The organism is Sodalis praecaptivus, assembly GCF_000517425.1.
Lineage (GTDB): Bacteria > Pseudomonadota > Gammaproteobacteria > Enterobacterales > Enterobacteriaceae > Sodalis_A > Sodalis_A praecaptivus.
On the sequence record NZ_CP006569.1, the window covers coordinates 1,925,552 to 1,941,976 of the forward strand.

Annotated in this window: 12 protein-coding genes; 6 read left to right on the forward strand and 6 right to left on the reverse strand. The window is 57.3% G+C overall.

Going from position 1 to position 16,425, the window contains the following annotated elements; translation table 11 throughout:
- Nucleotides 1-9 precede the first annotated feature (9 nt).
- Nucleotides 10-1,335 carry a murein DD-endopeptidase MepM gene (mepM, locus tag SANT_RS08560; protein WP_025421880.1) on the forward strand — a complete coding sequence of 442 codons (1,326 nt, stop codon included), beginning with the start codon at nt 10-12 and terminating at the stop codon, nt 1,333-1,335.
- Nucleotides 1,336-1,436: 101 nt separating this feature from the next.
- Entirely contained in the window at nt 1,437-2,399 is a 963-nt protein-coding gene (gene lpxM, locus SANT_RS08565) for a lauroyl-Kdo(2)-lipid IV(A) myristoyltransferase (protein ID WP_025421881.1), read from the forward strand.
- A 219-nt stretch (nt 2,400-2,618) separates the two neighbouring features.
- Here lpxM and SANT_RS08570 read toward each other — a convergent pair whose 3' ends face one another.
- Both SANT_RS08570 and SANT_RS08575 read right to left on the reverse strand, forming a co-directional pair.
- Nucleotides 2,619-3,974, reverse strand: coding sequence for an Nramp family divalent metal transporter (locus tag SANT_RS08570; RefSeq protein WP_025421882.1), 1,356 nt, complete (start codon nt 3,972-3,974; stop codon nt 2,619-2,621).
- A 717-nt stretch (nt 3,975-4,691) separates the two neighbouring features.
- Complete coding sequence (locus SANT_RS08575; RefSeq protein ID WP_081730435.1) at nt 4,692-5,474, reverse strand: DUF1460 domain-containing protein; 783 nt, start codon at nt 5,472-5,474, stop codon at nt 4,692-4,694.
- A 370-nt stretch (nt 5,475-5,844) separates the two neighbouring features.
- Here SANT_RS08575 and SANT_RS08580 point away from each other — a divergent pair, with 370 nt between their 5' ends.
- Nucleotides 5,845-7,173, forward strand: coding sequence for a hypothetical protein (locus SANT_RS08580; RefSeq protein ID WP_025421884.1), 1,329 nt, complete (start codon nt 5,845-5,847; stop codon nt 7,171-7,173).
- Between the two features lie 55 nt (nt 7,174-7,228).
- Here SANT_RS08580 and pyk read toward each other — a convergent pair whose 3' ends face one another.
- Both pyk and SANT_RS08590 read right to left on the reverse strand, forming a co-directional pair.
- Nucleotides 7,229-8,671: a pyruvate kinase gene (pyk, locus tag SANT_RS08585; protein ID WP_025421885.1), complete on the reverse strand. Its 1,443-nt coding sequence runs from the start codon at nt 8,669-8,671 to the stop codon at nt 7,229-7,231.
- Nucleotides 8,672-8,839: 168 nt separating this feature from the next.
- Entirely contained in the window at nt 8,840-9,697 is an 858-nt protein-coding gene (locus tag SANT_RS08590; RefSeq protein ID WP_025421886.1) for a MurR/RpiR family transcriptional regulator, read from the reverse strand.
- 324 nt (nt 9,698-10,021) lie between these two features.
- Between SANT_RS08590 and zwf the strand changes: the two genes are divergently transcribed.
- Together zwf and SANT_RS08600 are read left to right on the forward strand one after the other, a co-directional pair.
- Complete coding sequence (zwf, locus tag SANT_RS08595) at nt 10,022-11,497, forward strand: glucose-6-phosphate dehydrogenase (protein ID WP_025421887.1); 1,476 nt, start codon at nt 10,022-10,024, stop codon at nt 11,495-11,497.
- A 115-nt stretch (nt 11,498-11,612) separates the two neighbouring features.
- Nucleotides 11,613-12,254: a bifunctional 4-hydroxy-2-oxoglutarate aldolase/2-dehydro-3-deoxy-phosphogluconate aldolase gene (locus tag SANT_RS08600; RefSeq protein ID WP_025421888.1), complete on the forward strand. Its 642-nt coding sequence runs from the start codon at nt 11,613-11,615 to the stop codon at nt 12,252-12,254.
- 331 nt (nt 12,255-12,585) lie between these two features.
- Here SANT_RS08600 and SANT_RS08605 read toward each other — a convergent pair whose 3' ends face one another.
- The gene (locus SANT_RS08605; RefSeq protein ID WP_335328940.1) at nt 12,586-13,434 is read right to left on the reverse strand and encodes a helix-turn-helix transcriptional regulator; all 849 of its coding nucleotides are present in this window, start codon (nt 13,432-13,434) and stop codon (nt 12,586-12,588) included.
- A gap of 83 nt (nt 13,435-13,517) precedes the next feature.
- Here SANT_RS08605 and SANT_RS08610 point away from each other — a divergent pair, with 83 nt between their 5' ends.
- Entirely contained in the window at nt 13,518-14,756 is a 1,239-nt protein-coding gene (locus SANT_RS08610) for a CynX/NimT family MFS transporter (protein WP_025421890.1), read from the forward strand.
- A 146-nt stretch (nt 14,757-14,902) separates the two neighbouring features.
- Here SANT_RS08610 and purT read toward each other — a convergent pair whose 3' ends face one another.
- The gene (gene purT / locus SANT_RS08615) at nt 14,903-16,081 is read right to left on the reverse strand and encodes a formate-dependent phosphoribosylglycinamide formyltransferase (RefSeq protein ID WP_025421891.1); all 1,179 of its coding nucleotides are present in this window, start codon (nt 16,079-16,081) and stop codon (nt 14,903-14,905) included.
- Nucleotides 16,082-16,425 lie beyond the last annotated feature (344 nt).

A 16,425-nucleotide genomic window follows, 5' to 3' on the forward strand; every position in this document is an offset into this window, starting at 1 on the left:
TAGTTATTAGTGCAGCAGATAGCCCGCTCTTTCGCCCTGGCGTTTAATCATCTGCCGCGACCCCACCGCGTCATGCTGGGGTCGCTGACCATAGTCACTTTAGCCGTCGCCGTTTGGCGACCCTATATCTACTCCCCGGTAGTGGAACGGCCCGCCAGCCGCATCATTCCGCTGGAAGACCATCAATTACGCGAGCTGACGCCCGAGGCCAGCGAACCCCTCGATCAGACCACCCCGGACAGCGACGAAGATATCCCAAAGGATGAACTGGACGAACGCGTGGAAGGGGAGGCCGGCGTGCATGAGTATGTTATCTCCACCGGCGATACCCTAAGCAGTGTCCTCACCCAGTACGGCATCGATATCGCCGACGTCACCGCGCTGGCTCAGCAAAATCCCGCGTTGCGCAATTTGAAGATAGGCCAGTCCCTCTCCTGGACGCTGACCGCCGAGGGCGATTTGCAGCGTCTGACCTGGGATGTTTCCCGCCGCGAGACCCGCACCTATGATCGCGTGAACGGCGGGTTCAAGGAAAGCATCGCCAATATGACCGGCGAGTGGCGCAACACCACTTTGACCGGCCAGCTCAACGGCAGTTTCGTCACCAGCGCCCGCGCAGCCGGTTTGACGGGCAGCGATATCAACGCGGTGATCAAAGCGTTGCAGTGGCAGTTGGATTTCCGCAAATTGCGTAAAGGCGATCAGTTCTCGGTTCTGACCTCGAGGGAGATGCTGGACGGCAAGAGCGCCCAAAGTCAACTCCTCGGCGTGCGCTTACGGACAGGCGGGAAAGATTATTACGCGTTCCGCGCGGATGACGGTAAATTCTATAACCGCGATGCCGCCGGTCTCGCCCGGGGTTTTATGCGTTTTCCCACCGTGAAACAATTCCGCGTCTCCTCCAATTTCAATCCACGCAGGCTTAACCCCGTTACCGGCCGTATCGCGCCCCATCGCGGCGTCGATTTCGCCGTACCGGTCGGTACGCCGGTGCTGGCGGTGGGCGACGGCGAGGTGATGGTCAGCAAAAGGGACGGCGCCGCCGGTAACTATGTGGCCATCCGCCACGGCCGCCAATACATGACCCGCTATATGCATTTGAAGAAATTGTTGGTGAAGCCGGGACAGAAAGTGAAACGCGGCGATCGCATCGCCTTATCCGGTAATACCGGGCGCTCAACCGGCCCCCATTTGCATTATGAAGTCTGGATCAACCAGCAGGCGGTCAATCCCCTGACCGCCAAACTGCCGCGCACCGAAGGGCTGACCGGCAGCGATCGCGCCGAATATCTCGCCCAAGTCAAACAGATGCTGCCTCAGCTGCAGTTAAACTGACATGACGCCATCAGCGGCCGATCCTGCATCGGCTGCTTTTTTTCTTTATAATGCGGTTAGCCGCGGTAACTGCGCGATGACAAGCATTGAGAAAGGCAGGCATGGAAAATAAGCAAAACGGTCAGATAGAGTTCATCCCGACATTCAAAAACGCATTCTACGCCCCACGTTATTGGGGCGTCTGGCTGGGGATAGGCGCCATCGCCGCCGCCGCCTGGATCCCGCCGCGGCTGCGCGATCCCGTGCTGGGCGCGTTGGGCCGCGCGGTTGGCCGTGTTGCGCACAAGGCGCGCTTTCGCGCACAGGTCAATTTGGCCTACTGCCTGCCGGAAATCGCCGCAGAGCAGCGGGAAACCATTATTGACGACATGTTCGCCTGCGTGACGCAATCCACCATCCTCATGGCCGAGCTGGCCTGCCGCGATCCGCAGCGGGTGCTGGCTCGCGTGCGCTGGCATGGCGACGAATGGCTAAATCGGCTTCAGGAAGAGGGGCGCAATGTCATTTTTCTGGTGCCTCACGGCTGGGCGGTGGATGTGCCGGCGATGCTAATGGCGGCGCGCGGCCAAAAAATGGCGGCCATGTTCCACAATCAGCGCAATGAGCTGGTGGATTATATGTGGAATCGCGTGCGTCGGCGTTTCGGCGGCCGCATGCACGCGCGTAACGACGGTATCAAACCCTTTATCAGCTCGGTGCGCCAGGGGTATTGGGGGTATTATTTACCGGATCAGGATCACGGCGCCGAGCACAGTGAGTTTGTGGATTTCTTTGCCACCTACAAAGCGACGCTGCCGGCTATCGGCCGTCTGATGAAAGTCTGCCGCGCCACGGTCGTTCCCTTATTCCCGGTCTACGACGGCAACACCAGCCTGCTGCATATTCATATTCTGCCGCCGATGGAAGCGTTAACGGATGCCGATGATGCTACCGTGGCGCGCCGCATGAATGAAGCGGTGGAAACGCTGGTGCGTCCAAACCCTGAACAATATACCTGGGTGCTAAAACTGCTTAAAACCCGCAAGCCTGGCGATCCCAACCCCTATAAACGCCCCTCTCGCTGAGAGCCCGGCCCCCCAGGAGCGCGACAACCCGCGTGCTGGGGGCGCGCTTGGCCGACGTGGGCGGCCAGCGTGAGGGCCGCGCGACGGGGCCTGGCGTTGTCGTGAGGTTCACTTTCACCCGACCACGCTCCTCCGTTGAATTAAGCGCATTAGCTGCGTGCAATGCTGTAGCCACGCCGTTGCGCAACTGAACCCGGTCTATCCACGACGCAGTATGTCTCAGCCGAACAGCATTCGCACCGTTTCGATGATGAGCTGGAGATTTAAGACCACCAGCACCGCGGTGGCCAGCCAGCCAAGTACCATAAAAGGTTTGCAATTGACAAACTTGCCCATTCGCTTTCTGGAGGAGGTTAAATACAACAGCGGGATCATTGAAATCGGTAAGGCGATGCTCAAAAAGACCTGGGTATAGACCAGAAGTTTCTCAACCACATCCCCTTTATCTCCCCATAGGTAGATGCAGGCCACAACCGGCAAAATAGCAATCAGGCGCGTAATCAGGCGCCGCTGCCACAGCGGGAGCCGGAAATTGATGAAGCCTTCCATCACGATTTGCCCGGTTAAGGTCCCCGTAATAGTGGCATTCTGACCGGAAGCCAGCAGCGCAACGGCGAATAACGTTGCCAGGGTGGCGCTGGCAATGGCGCCAACCATGCTGTGATCCTGCAGGGCATCGTACAGCTGGGCAAAACGGCCGATATCATCCGGGTTTTTGCCAAAAAATAGCGCGGCGCCGAGAATAAGTAGTAAGCAATTGATGATAAATGAGAATCCCAACTGGACATTGGAATCAATGGTCGCGTAGCGGATAGCCTCTTTCACCGCCCGCTCGTCACTGCGGTCGTATTGACGTGATTGCACGATGGAAGAGTGGAGATAGAGGTTGTGCGGCATCACGGTGGCCCCCACGATCCCCAACGCGATGAAGAAAGCGGAATCGCCGCCCGCCACATGCGCGGTGAGGATCTCCCTTTGCGGGATGAAGGCGTGGGCAATTTGCGCCAGGTCGGGGTTGGCGAGCGCCACCTCATAGGCAAAAATAATAAAGATCGTGGCGATGAGCGTAAAGACCAGCGCCTCAATTTTTCTGATATCAAACTTCATCAAGGCCAGCAGGAGAAACACGTCCAGCACGGTGATCATCACGCCCAGCAACAGCGGGATCTTGAAAAGTAAATTTAACGCGATGGCGCTACCGATGACCTCGGCAATCTCCGTAGCGATAATAGCTAATTCGGTGGTGACCCAGAGCGCGGCGGCGGTACGCTTGCCGACCAAGGCTTTCGTTGCCTGCGCTAAATCCATTCCCGTGACGATACCCAATTTGGCGCACATGACCTGGAGCAGCATCGCAATCAGACTGGAAATCAGTATCACCGACAGCAGAAGATAGCTGTAGAGTGCTCCGCCTTGAATCGAGGTTATCCAGTTGCCGGGATCCATATAGCCGACCGCGACCAATGCACCAGGCCCTGAAAAAGCAAACAGTTTTCTAAAGAATCCGCCTTTCCCCGCAGGAACGGGGATCGTACCGTTAATTTCTTCCAGACTGTTCTTTCTGACTATTTCCATCTTTTCTTCCAAATTGACCGAGAGCGGTGACAAAAAGTAATTTTATTATAAATGGGAATGAGATTCGTTATCAATTAAAAGCTCGTTGAGCCTCGGTTTACACCAGGCACGCGGCGACCTGCGCGCCGCGCCGGTCCTCTCCTCAGCGCCAGGGGCTTTAGCGCAGGCTTCCCCCGCGGGCGGAGCAAACCTCGGACGTCTTCTAAATCCTTAGTGCCCTATCCGCACGAGGCGCGGGCGATCATTGCGTATACGGCAGCAAATAATAAGGGGTGCGTGGGGAAGGCGGCGGACTAATCCGAGGCTGTTTAGGGGAGGTTGAGCTTGCTGCTTGGCGATGGCAGTTTACAGGACGGTGGCACAGCCATGCGGTCGGCGCCCACCGCCATGGCGCTGATGCCTTAGCGGAGGATGGCCCTCACCGGCCTGCGCGCAAGTCGCAGTGTCGTATTGCGCCTGGGTGTTCGGCTTTGAGGATCTCGCCCGCCGATCCGCTCGCGTCAGCCGCCACTCTGGCGGCAACGACGCTGACGCCAGAAGAGAGGGGCATCCGGGTGAGGGTGATCCTATACCGCCCTGTACAAGCTTGGCGAGATGGGAGATCGGGCAATCCGCTTGCGAGAGAGGGGAGCGATCGCAGCGGCCCGTCTCAGACGCAGGCCGCATGAGCAAACGTGAGACGGGCCCGCAAGGCAGGGTCGTCACGGTGGCTTTGTTTTACAATGCGCGCAAAACCACAATACCGGGTTTGCTTTGCATATATTCCATGAAGGGCGTATCTACCACTCTGCGGTTACGCTGCAAAGAAGATGCATTGCGATAATAGAGTTCGTCTCCTTTCCTGATGGCGATGCCCACATGGGAAACATCCAGTCCGTCAAGTTTGGAATAAACACCAATATAGTCCCCTGTATGGATTGCGTTCAGCGCGGCCTGATCCAAGTCGCCCGCGGGGATGTAGGTAATGTCGCGCTCGAATACCCCGATAGCGGGAATAAATTTACCGCCATCCGCTTTCAGATTTAGGTGTTTATGAACCACCTTGGCCCTCGGACTAATGTGCGCGGTGATATCTACCGCATTGCGCGGCTGGCTCGCAAACCAATCCGTGAAGAAATGTTTGCGGTTAACAAAGGACACCTGGCTTTCTTTGTAGCGGGTTTTCACCAGTTGATCGAGGAAATCCGTTCTGTTTGCCGACTGGCTCAGCGCATTGACGTAATCAAGCAAGGTGAAGCAGTCGACGCCGTTGAAATCTACCACCAGTTTTTCGGGCTCCGTCGCCGAGCCGATTAAGGTATTGGCCTGATACGGCGTACCCAGAAACGATTGCGAAACCTGTTCAATTAATTCCCCGCGGCTATCCTGTCTGTGTGCCTGTATATCATTGATGATATGCTGCGCTTTTTCCGCACTGATGGCATCCATGGCCAGCGAATAATTTTTGGGTGAACATGCCGATAATAAAAGGCACAAGGGAATGAGCAGGTATAAACGCATGGTAATTTCCTTATGGCGGTAAACGAAGATAAAGTTGAAGGGAATTCCTACTCAATGTCAAAACCAACCTGCTTTCTGTTGTTATTTCATTTATATCTATGGCGCTGCAAGATAATGGTGTCGATATAAATTATGATCTAGTTAACTTATTAACTCTTTAACGGGTGTGGTAGCTGTATTAAGCGTGGCATATCGTAGACTGTTCGGCTTGACGTTTATTCTTGGGGCGGCATACGCCGCGATGCAATATAACGTTAAGCGATGATAAGGATACCGCCCGCCATGGGTTTGATGTCCGCTAAGGGAGAGGGCGGGGTGACGCCGCCGTACCGATGGGATGACGGCGCAGTCGCGCGACAAAGGAGGTGTTATGGGAGGATCGCATGTCACGCTGGCGACCTGCGGCAATAGGGCCAGGAAATCGCGTGCCCGGATGAATTATTCAATGGCGGCCCTTGAGGCCCACTTTGTCTTTAGCGCAAGGGAAAAATTCATCGAATTTTGCGGACGCGTGTTTTCCGGCAAAAGTCGAATGGATGATTACAAAGAGATACATCAGTTATTTTGTTATGATAAACCCTGCTCTTTGTGGAATGAAACTCTAGAGAGTCATTGGCGGCCGCTGTTGGGCCTGATGAAAATGATGGATCACAGTAAGGTGGAATATCGACAACACTACCGTATCATATGGCAGATTAACGGTAATGACAGTTATATGTTGACGTTACTGTATGCCGATAAACCGCTCGCCAGGACGATATTGAATCAGCAAGAAACCGATTTCTTAAAAAGCCGCGTTTTTAACGAAAATAACGGTGAAATAATCCTATGCGCTGCCCCGGAGAGGACAGACCCTCGCCAAGTGTATTACACCAGGGCATTATTAAAGCACTACGAGCAGTATAGACAGACGAGGGCCAAAGCGAAGAACGCACCCGCCTCGGCCACCCCCGTACCCAATAGCGCCGCGCTGACTTCTTATGCTTTCCCGACACGGACGGCGTGTGCTCTGTCAGCGGGCGACACCCACTGTATCGCCGCTATCGACCGTTTTTTGGCACGTATTGCGGGTCAACCGATTGAACAACAGGTGATAGCCAAAGGTAAAGAGATTGGGCAGGGATCTTATGGCTCCGCATACAGAATCGGCGCCTTTGTGGTCAAAATTCCCCGCAATAAGGATAATGTCTGGATTAATTTTGCGGGCATGCCGAACGCCCATCCCATACGTGTACAACATTACCTGAATAAGGCCAATAATCAGCCTGATTTTGCCCGCGCCGGCGTGATGAGTGACAAACACGGCGACCCGGTGGACGTTCTGGTCACGAAATATATTGCCGGCAGTACCTTAGAGGATTTATCCGACGAGGAAAAAGGCAATGTGCTGCGTACCAAGGCGCTCCTGCTGCTCGATTCACGCGGACTCTATATGCATGATGCCGAGGTGGTGGGAAATATCCTGATCCAGAGTGACGGTCGCATCTATTTTATCGATGCCGATCAGATGGTAATTGCGCAACGACAGCGTCTGGCGCGCACGCCGTCATTTGCCACCGACGTATTGGAAGATGCGCTGGAGAGATATTATCAAATAATGACCAAACTGGCGTTAAAACGCGGCCGTCGCGATGACGAATATCGGACCCGTCTGTCTGCGTTACGTGCGATCCGCGGGCGGTCCGTGGCGCACGAATAATGCCGCGATGGGCATCACGGCCGCTCGACGCGGGCCGTGATGCGTTTGCCTTGGGTTATTCCACGCGCAGGATACGGCTGGTATTGGTGGTGCCAACCATGTCCATCACGTCGCCCTGGGTGATGATAACCAGATCCCCTGAGACCAGAAACCCCTTGTCGCGCAGCAAATTGGTGGCATGGGTCGCCGCCGCCACGCCGTCGCAATCGCCGTCAAAGTACACCGGCGTCACGCCACGATACAGCGCGGTCAGGTTCAGGGTATGCTCATGACGCGAGAGGGCAAAAATCGGCAGGCCCGAGCTAATACGGGACATCATTAGCGCGGTGCGGCCCGATTCCGTCATTGAGATAATGGCGGTGATGCCCTTGAGGTGATTGGCGGCGTACATCGCCGACATGGCAATGGCTTCTTCGATATTGTCAAATTGCACGTCCAGCCGATGCTTGGACACATTAATGCTGGGGATCTTCTCCGCCCCCAGGCAAACGCTGGCCATGGCCGACACCGTTTCGGCGGGATACTGCCCCGCGGCGGTTTCGGCCGACAGCATCACCGCGTCGGTGCCGTCAAGCACCGCGTTGGCGACGTCCATGACTTCGGCGCGCGTGGGCATTGGGTTGGTTATCATTGATTCCATCATCTGCGTGGCGGTAATCACGGCGCGGTTAAGGGTGCGGGCGCGGCGGATCAGTTTCTTTTGAATACCCACAAGTTCAGGATCGCCGATTTCAACCCCTAAGTCGCCGCGGGCCACCATCACCACATCCGAGGCGAGGATAATATCGTCCATCGCTTCCTCGCTGGCCACGGCTTCGGCGCGCTCGACTTTCGATACGATTTTGGCATAACTGCCCGCGTCACGCGCCAGGCGGCGCGCATAATTCAGATCCTCGCCGGTGCGGGGAAAGGAAACCGCCAGGTAATCGACGCCGATTTTGGCGGCGGTAATGATATCGGCCTTGTCCTTCTCGGTCAGCGCTTCAGCGGACAAACCGCCGCCGAGCTTGTTGATGCCTTTATTGTTGGACAGCGGACCACCCACCGTCACTTCGGTGTAAACCCGGATACCCTGCACCTCCAGCACTTTGAGCTGCACGCGGCCATCATCCAGCAGCAGAATATCGCCGGGCACCACATCGTCAGGCAAGCCTTTATAGTCAATGCCCACCCGTTCGCGGTCGCCCTCGCCGCGGCCTAATGACGCATCGAGCAGAAATTTATCGCCGACGTTCAGGAAAATTTTCCCTTCCCGAAACGTCGAAACGCGGATCTTCGGCCCCTGTAAATCGCCGAGTATCGCGACGTGCCGGCCGAGACGGGCCGAGATTTCGCGCACTTTCTGCGCGCGCAGGAGATGATCTTCCGCGCTGCCGTGTGAAAAATTGAGGCGAACGACGTTGGCGCCGGCGGCGATCACTTTTTCGAGATTATTATCGCGATCGGTGGCGGGGCCGAGAGTGGTGACAATTTTGGTTCTTCTTAGCCGTCTGGACATGGATAACTCCGTTGACTTGGGCAATGGTGTTGTTGCAACAAAAAGAGTGCTCCGGCGGGGCGCCAGACCGTTGGCCGGTCCCCGCGGCGGATAATCCCTGTTGATAAAAGCCTTTTCGCGGCGGTCAGGCCGCCGGAGAAGGCGCGAAGGTTCCCCTGGATGCCTTCGTTAAAGTCCTAATTCCGATTTATCAAAGCGCGATTCTTTCAGGGCGTCCTTGACCCGCTTCAAGTTATCCCGGAATTTTGCGCCGCGCCGCAGCGTAAAGCCGGTTGCCAGGACATCGATCAAGGTTAACTGCGCCAGGCGCGATGTCATCGGCATAAACATGTCGGTATCTTCCGGCACGTCCAGCGCCAGGGTCAATGACGCTTCCAGCGCCAGCGGCGAGCGCGGCGAGGTGATGGCGATAACCGTAGCATCATTCTCCCGCGCCAGCGCCGAGAGTTCTACCAGCATTTTGGTGCGGCCGGTATGAGAAATCAGCACCACGACATCGCCTTCGCTGGAATTCATGCAGCTCATGCGCTGCAAGACGATATCCTCCGAGTACACGACCGGGATATTGAAACGGAAAAACTTGTTCATCGCATCATGCGCCACTGCCGCCGAGGCGCCAAGACCAAAAAAGGAAATCTTCTTGGCTTGGGTAAGTACGTCCACCGCACGATTCACCGCGGCGATATCCAGGCTGTTTTTGACCTGCTCCAGACTTGCCATCGCGGACTCGAAGATTTTATGGGTATAGGAATCCACGCTATCATCTTCATCCACGTTACGGTTTACATACGGCGTCCCGTTCGCCAGACTCTGGGCGAGATGCAATTTAAAATCAGGATAGCCTTTGCTTCCTAAACGGCGGCAAAAACGGTTGACGGTTGGTTCGCTGACCTCCGCCGTGCGCGCGAGGATGGCAATGCTGGAATGGATGGCGGTTTGGGGAGAGAGCAGGATGACTTCCGCGACCTTACGTTCGGATTTACTCAGTAACTCCAGATGAGTATTGATCTTTTCCAGCATGTTCATAAGTGTATAGCTCATGGATTTTGCCGATTTCACACAAAGGAGAAATCATTACCGATTTAATGAAATATACTACGAGCCGGTAGTCAAAGGCAGCGAAACCGGATGGCCCAAAGTGTTTTTTGCCAGAGTATGACCTGTGTCTAACTTTCAAAGCGGTAAGACAACCACAATGTTGTTAATTAATTACACTTTTGAAAACAAAGCCGGGTATAATTGCCAAAAAACGGGGGGCTGGCGCGATATTTTTGACGTTTTGCCGGTCGATGTCAAAAAAAATACCCTAACGATGTAATAAAATTACAAATCCTGCACGAGGAGAAGAACATGGCGGTAACATCCATAGCCCAGGCCTGTGATCTGGTCATTTTTGGCGCGAAAGGCGATCTGGCGCGGCGTAAGTTGTTGCCCTCGTTGTATCAGCTGGAAAAGGCAGGTTCACTTCATCCGGAAACCCGTATTATCGGCGTGGGCCGCGCAGACTGGGACGTCAAAGCTTATACCAAGGTGGTGCGTGAAGCGTTGGAAACCTTCATGAAGGAGCCTATTGACGACAAATTATGGAAGACCCTGAGCGCGCGGCTGGATTTCTGCAATCTGGATGTCAACGAGACCAAGCATTTCAGCCGACTGGGTGAAAAATTGGATCAGCAGGCGCGGGTGACGGTGAACTACTTCGCTATGCCTCCCAATACGTTCGGGGCAATCTGCAAGGGCCTGGGCGAAGCCGGTCTGAACAGCGAACCGAGCCGCGTCGTAATGGAAAAACCGCTCGGTACCGACCTGGACTCTTCCCGAGTGATAAACGATCAGGTCGCGGAATATTTCAACGAGAGCCAGGTTTACCGCATCGACCATTATCTGGGCAAAGAGACCGTGCTGAATTTGCTGGCGCTGCGTTTCGCCAATTCGCTTTTCGCCTCGAATTGGGATAATCGCACCATCGATCATGTGCAGATTACGGTCGCCGAGGAAGTCGGTATTGAAGGCCGCTGGGGCTATTTTGACAAAGCCGGCCAAATGCGCGATATGATCCAAAGCCATCTGCTGCAAATCCTGACCATGATAGCCATGTCGCCGCCCTCGGATCTGACCACCGACCGTATCCGTGATGAAAAGGTGAAGGTGCTGCGCTCGCTGCGTCCCATCGATCACAGCAATGTCCGTGACACCACGGTGCGCGGGCAATATACCGGCGGGTTCGTGCAGGGGAAAAAAGTCCCCGGCTATTTGGAAGAAGAGGGCGCGAATAAAAACAGCCGCACCGAAACCTTCGTTTCCATCCGCGTCGACATCGACAACTGGCGCTGGGCTGGCGTGCCGTTTTATCTGCGCACCGGCAAGCGTCTGCCGACCAAATGTTCCGAAGTGGTGGTTTATTTCAAAAACCCGGCGCTCAACCTGTTCCGGGATTCCTATCAGCAGCTGCCGCAGAACAAATTGACCATCCGTCTGCAGCCGGACGAAGGAATGGATATCCAGATCCTGAACAAAGTACCGGGTTTGGATCACAAACACCGTCTGCAGACCACCAAATTGGATCTGAGCTTTACGGAAACTTTTAACCAGGAACATCTGGCCGACGCTTATGAACGGCTGCTGCTGGAAACCATGCGCGGTATCCAGGCGCTGTTCGTGCGCCGTGATGAGGTGGAAGAAGCCTGGAAATGGGTCGACTCGATTATGGAAGCCTGGGAGGCGGACAATGACGCGCCGAAACCCTATCAGGCCGGGACCTGGGGGCCAGTAGCCTCCGTCGCGATGATTACCCGCGATGGGCGGTCGTGGAATGAGTTCGAGTAACGGCCGGCGTTAGCCCGCCCCCAGGCAACGTTCCGCGCCAGGTGTGTCTTCAGCCGCGCGCCTTCACGTGCGCGGCAGGGTGAATTTATTGAAGGTAAACAGGAGTTAGCAAAACATGAATAACTGGAAAACCAGCGCGGAAACCATCCTGACCTCGGGGCCGGTCGTGCCCGTCATCGTCATTCAAAAACGAGAGCATGCGGTCCCCCTGGCGAAAGCGTTGGTCGCCGGCGGCGTAAAAGTGCTGGAAGTGACGCTGCGTACGCCCTGCGCCATGGACGCTATTCGCGCCATCGCTCAAGAGGTGCCGGAGGCGATTATCGGCGCCGGTACGGTTACCAACGCCCAGCAGCTTGCTGAGGTCACGGCCGCCGGCGCGCAGTTTGCCATTAGCCCCGGTCTGACCGAGCCGCTGCTGAAGGCCGCCAACGCCGGATCGATTCCGTTAATTCCCGGGATTAGCACCGTGTCGGAGCTGATGCTCGGCATGGATTATGGTCTGCGCGAGTTTAAGTTTTTCCCGGCGGAAGCCAACGGCGGCGTTAAAGCCCTACAGGCGATTGCCGGACCGTTCTCACAGGTGCGTTTCTGCCCGACCGGCGGCATTTCGCCGGCCAACTACCGTGATTATCTGGCCCTGAAGAGCGTGCTGTGCATCGGCGGATCCTGGCTGGTGCCCAATGAAGCGCTGGAGCAGGGCGACTATGCCCGCATCACGCAATTAGCAAAAGACGCGGTTGCCGGCGCGAAAGCGTAACCTGGCACTCGCGCATTGCGCCGGCTGAAACGTGGCCGGCTTCAATAACGTCCGGCGCCGGCGTGGTTTTGCCCGAGCATGGCCGCCAGCGCTTTTGCGCCGTCGGCCTGGCCGCGCCATCGCCACCGTGACTCTTCTATCCTTAACCCGCGGCATTGCCACGGTGACTCTTCTATCTTAATCCGCGACAGTGCCACGGTGACTCATCTCTCCTTAACCCGCTCTCACGCCACGGCGAAGGCGCTATCCTTAAACGCACGCCCGTTGCGGCGAATGCCTTTCCCGACGCCCGCTGCCCTTTGTCTGCCGCATTAGCCGGTGTAGGTGCTTGTTAATCGGATGGCGTCCAGGGCTCACCGCCGGGGAGCCCCTCAGCCCCCTGCCGACCATCGGTGAAATACTGTCCGGGCGGTTTGCCCAGCGCCTTTTTAAACATGGTGATAAAGGCTGAAGGCGAGTCGTAGCCGAGATTTTCCGCCACCCGCTGAACGCGGGTACCCGATGCCAGTTCACGGATGGCGATGATCAGCTGCAATCGTTGCCGCCAGCGGCCGAACGTCATGCCGGTTTCTTTGATAAACAGTCTGGCCAACGAACGTTCGCTCATGCCGACCTGAGAGGCCCACTCGGGCAGCGTTCGACGCTCGCCGGGGGACTGGTTTAGCGTATCGGTAATGCGGCGAATGCGCGGATGCGAAGAGAACGGCAGTGAAAGGTTCTCCACCGGCATATTGCCCAACTGTTCCAACATGACGATAGCGAGGCGCCCGGTGGGCGAATCCAGCACATAGTCGCCCGGCAGCCCGGCCAAATGTAAAATAAGCTGTTGCAGTAACGGTGAAATGAATAACGTACAGCTGCGCGTCGGCAACCCCGGAAAGGAGGGCTCCACGAACACGAAACAGAAGCGGGCATTAACGGTGGCGCGGTTACTGTGCGGTGTATCTCCCGGGATCCACACCGCGCAATGGGGCGGTACCATCAAAAGCGCATCGGTGAGTTCGCAGGTAATACCGCCCCGCAGCGCCATGATCAATTGCCCTTTACGGTGTCGATGAAAAGGGGTTTCCATCGCGCTCTGCACGGCATCGAGACGCATTGCGGTCGCCAGATTGCGATCGCGGTCGGGGTCATAATGGGTCAAGGGTGCCGGCAGCATAATAAATTGGCCGTTTCTCACAATTTTTAGTCATTTTATCTCAATTAATTGGCGGCGCAAGACGGTAGAGTAGCAGGGCAATCATGACATCAGGAGTACGTTTTTTGGCTAACACACCGACCCCTTTTCCTCCCCGCGCTACCGGGCGTCTTATCCTTATCGGCGGCATTTTGCTGATAGCGGCCTGCCTGCGTACCCCGGTGACCAGCGTGGCGCCGATCGTGACGCAAATCCGCGAGAGTTTTGCCCTCAGCACCGCGGCGGCGGGGGCGTTGACGACGCTACCGCTGCTCGCCTTCGCGCTGGTATCCCCCTTAGCGGCGCAGCTGGCCCGCCGGCAGGGTATCGAGAAAGCTCTGTTCGCCGCGCTGGCGGTGATGATTGCCGGCGCGTTGCTGCGCGCCATCGACCAGATTGCTTGTGTGTATCTGGGCACGTTTGTGCTCGGCGCCGGCATTGCGGTGGGCAATGTGCTGTTGCCGAGCTTGCTGAAACGGGATTTCCCAGGGCGTATCGCCGCGATGACCGCGGCCTACGTCGTGGTCATGGGGATGGTCGCCGCGCTGGGATCGGCCGGTATCGTGCCGCTGACCGAGGCGCTACAAGGCAATTGGCGGCTGTCGCTGGTGTTGCTGTCGACGTTGCCGCTGCTGGCAATGCTGTGCTGGCTGCCGCAGATTACGACGCATCGGCATACGGGCGGTCCGGGTGCGGCCGGGATCTTGCATCGCGGCAGTATTTGGCGGTCGCCGCTAGCGTGGCAGGTCACCCTGTTTCTCGGCATGAATTCGTTTATTTACTATATCGCGGTCGGCTGGTTGCCGGCCATGATTACCGAGACGGGTTACAGCGCCGCTTATGCGGGCTCCTTGCATGGCCTTATGCAGCTCGCGACCGCCGTGCCGGGGCTGTTGTTGGCGCCGGTCATCGCCCGGATGAAAGACCAGCGCTTGCTTGCCTGTGCGACCGGCCTGGTCACGCTGGTGTCGCTGGCGGGGCTGGCGTTATGGCCCGCCGGGGTCGTGGTTTGGACCGTATTGTTGGGTGTCGGCACCGGCGCGGCGATGATTCTCGGGCTGGCGTTTATTAGTTTACGCGCGGCGGAGTCTCACCAGGCGGCGGCGCTGTCGGGAATGGCGCAATGTGTGGGGTATCTGCTGGCGGCGGTGGGACCGATGCTGATGGGCGCACTGCATGACCTCGCGGGTAGTTGGTATTGGCCGCTGCTCATTTGTAGCCTGTGCGCCGGTATTATGGGCCTGCTGGGCTTCCTGTGCGGCGCCGACCGGCAAATCGGCGTTCACCGAAACCGCACCGGCCATGACCGTGAGCCTGGGCGCTGAGGCCGCCGACCCATGACCGGCATCGACGGCCTCAGACCACCATTAGTCGTTACGTTCGCCGCGGCCCTTGACTACCATTAGCCAATACGTTCACCGCGGCCCCTGACGACCATTAGCCGATACGTTCGCCGCGGCGTCAGACACCTTTAACCGATAACGTTCACCGCGGCGGCGGCCTCTTTTGCTACCGTGACGGCCTCTGTTACCGTGGGCGCCACGGCGAGCGCCACGCCCAGCCGGCGTTTGCCGTTGAGGCTGGGCTTGGCAAACAGGCGGATCTGCTGCCCCGCGCTCAGCGCGTTTTCCAGGCCGCTGAAGCGGACGTTGTCACTGTCCAGTTCGGGCAAGATCACCGCCGACGCCGCCGGGCCATATTGGCGAATGGTGCCTATCGGTAGTCCAAGAAAGGCGCGAACATGCAGGGCGAATTCCGATAAGTCCTGCGAAATTAAGGTGACCATGCCGGTGTCATGAGGGCGGGGGGACACCTCGCTGAAAATCACCTCGTCGCCGCAAATAAACAGCTCCACGCCAAACAGACCGTGGCCTCCGAGCGCACTCACCACCTTAGCGGCAATCGCCTGCGCGCGCGCCAGCGCCAGCGCGCTCATTTGTTGTGGTTGCCACGACTCCCGGTAGTCGCCGTCTTCCTGGCGATGGCCGATGGGCGCGCAGAAATGGATGCCGTCCACGGCGCTGATGGTCAACAGGGTGATTTCAAAATCAAACGCCACCAGCCCTTCAACGATAACCTTGCCGCCGCCGGCGCGGCCGCCGAGTTGCGCATACTGCCAAGCCGCATCCAGCTGCGCCGCTTCGCGCACGAGGCTTTGCCCTTTACCGGAGGAGCTCATGACGGGCTTGATAATAAAAGGGTAGCCAATAGCCGCTATTGCCTGGTCCAGCGCCGCCCGATCGGCGGCAAAGCGATAGCGCGAAGTGGGCAGGGCGAGCGTTTCCGCCGCCAGCCGGCGGATGCCTTCTCGGTTCATCGTCAGCCGCGTCGCGTTGGCGCAGGGCACTACGCGGTGGCCTTCTTGTTCGAGAGTGACCAGCATGTCGGTGGCGATAGCCTCGATTTCCGGCACGATATAATGCGGTCGCTCGTGTTCGATTACGGCGCGCAGCGCCGTGCCATCCAACATATTAATGACGTGGTGACGATGGGCGACGTGCATCGCCGGGGCATCGGCATAGCGATCGACGGCGATCACCTCCACCCCCAAACGCTGGCATTCGATGGCGACTTCTTTACCCAATTCGCCCGATCCGAGCAACATGACACGCGTTGCTCCCGGACGACGTGCCGTTCCGATGGTGATCATTTGGTTTACCCGAGGTCATAAAAATTGCGCGCAGTATAAACGAAAACGTTTGCCTATGCATCCGTCACCCCCCACGGAGCTTGCGCGTCGCTTACTCTCGCCGCGCTGGAACCGTTAACTCTCATGCCGCGCGACCGCAGGCAGCACGGGTTACCCCGTTGCGGGGCGCGTTTCCCCGCTGGCGAGCAGCGTTGCGGCTTACCCCGTTGCGGGGCGCGTTTCCCCGCTGGCGAGCAGCGTTGTGGCTTACCCCGTTGCGCGGGATTATTTCCCTTGTCGGCTAGGAACATGCCGCGCGCAATTGACGCGGGGCGTTCCATCCGGGCTCCCTAAGACGCGGCAAG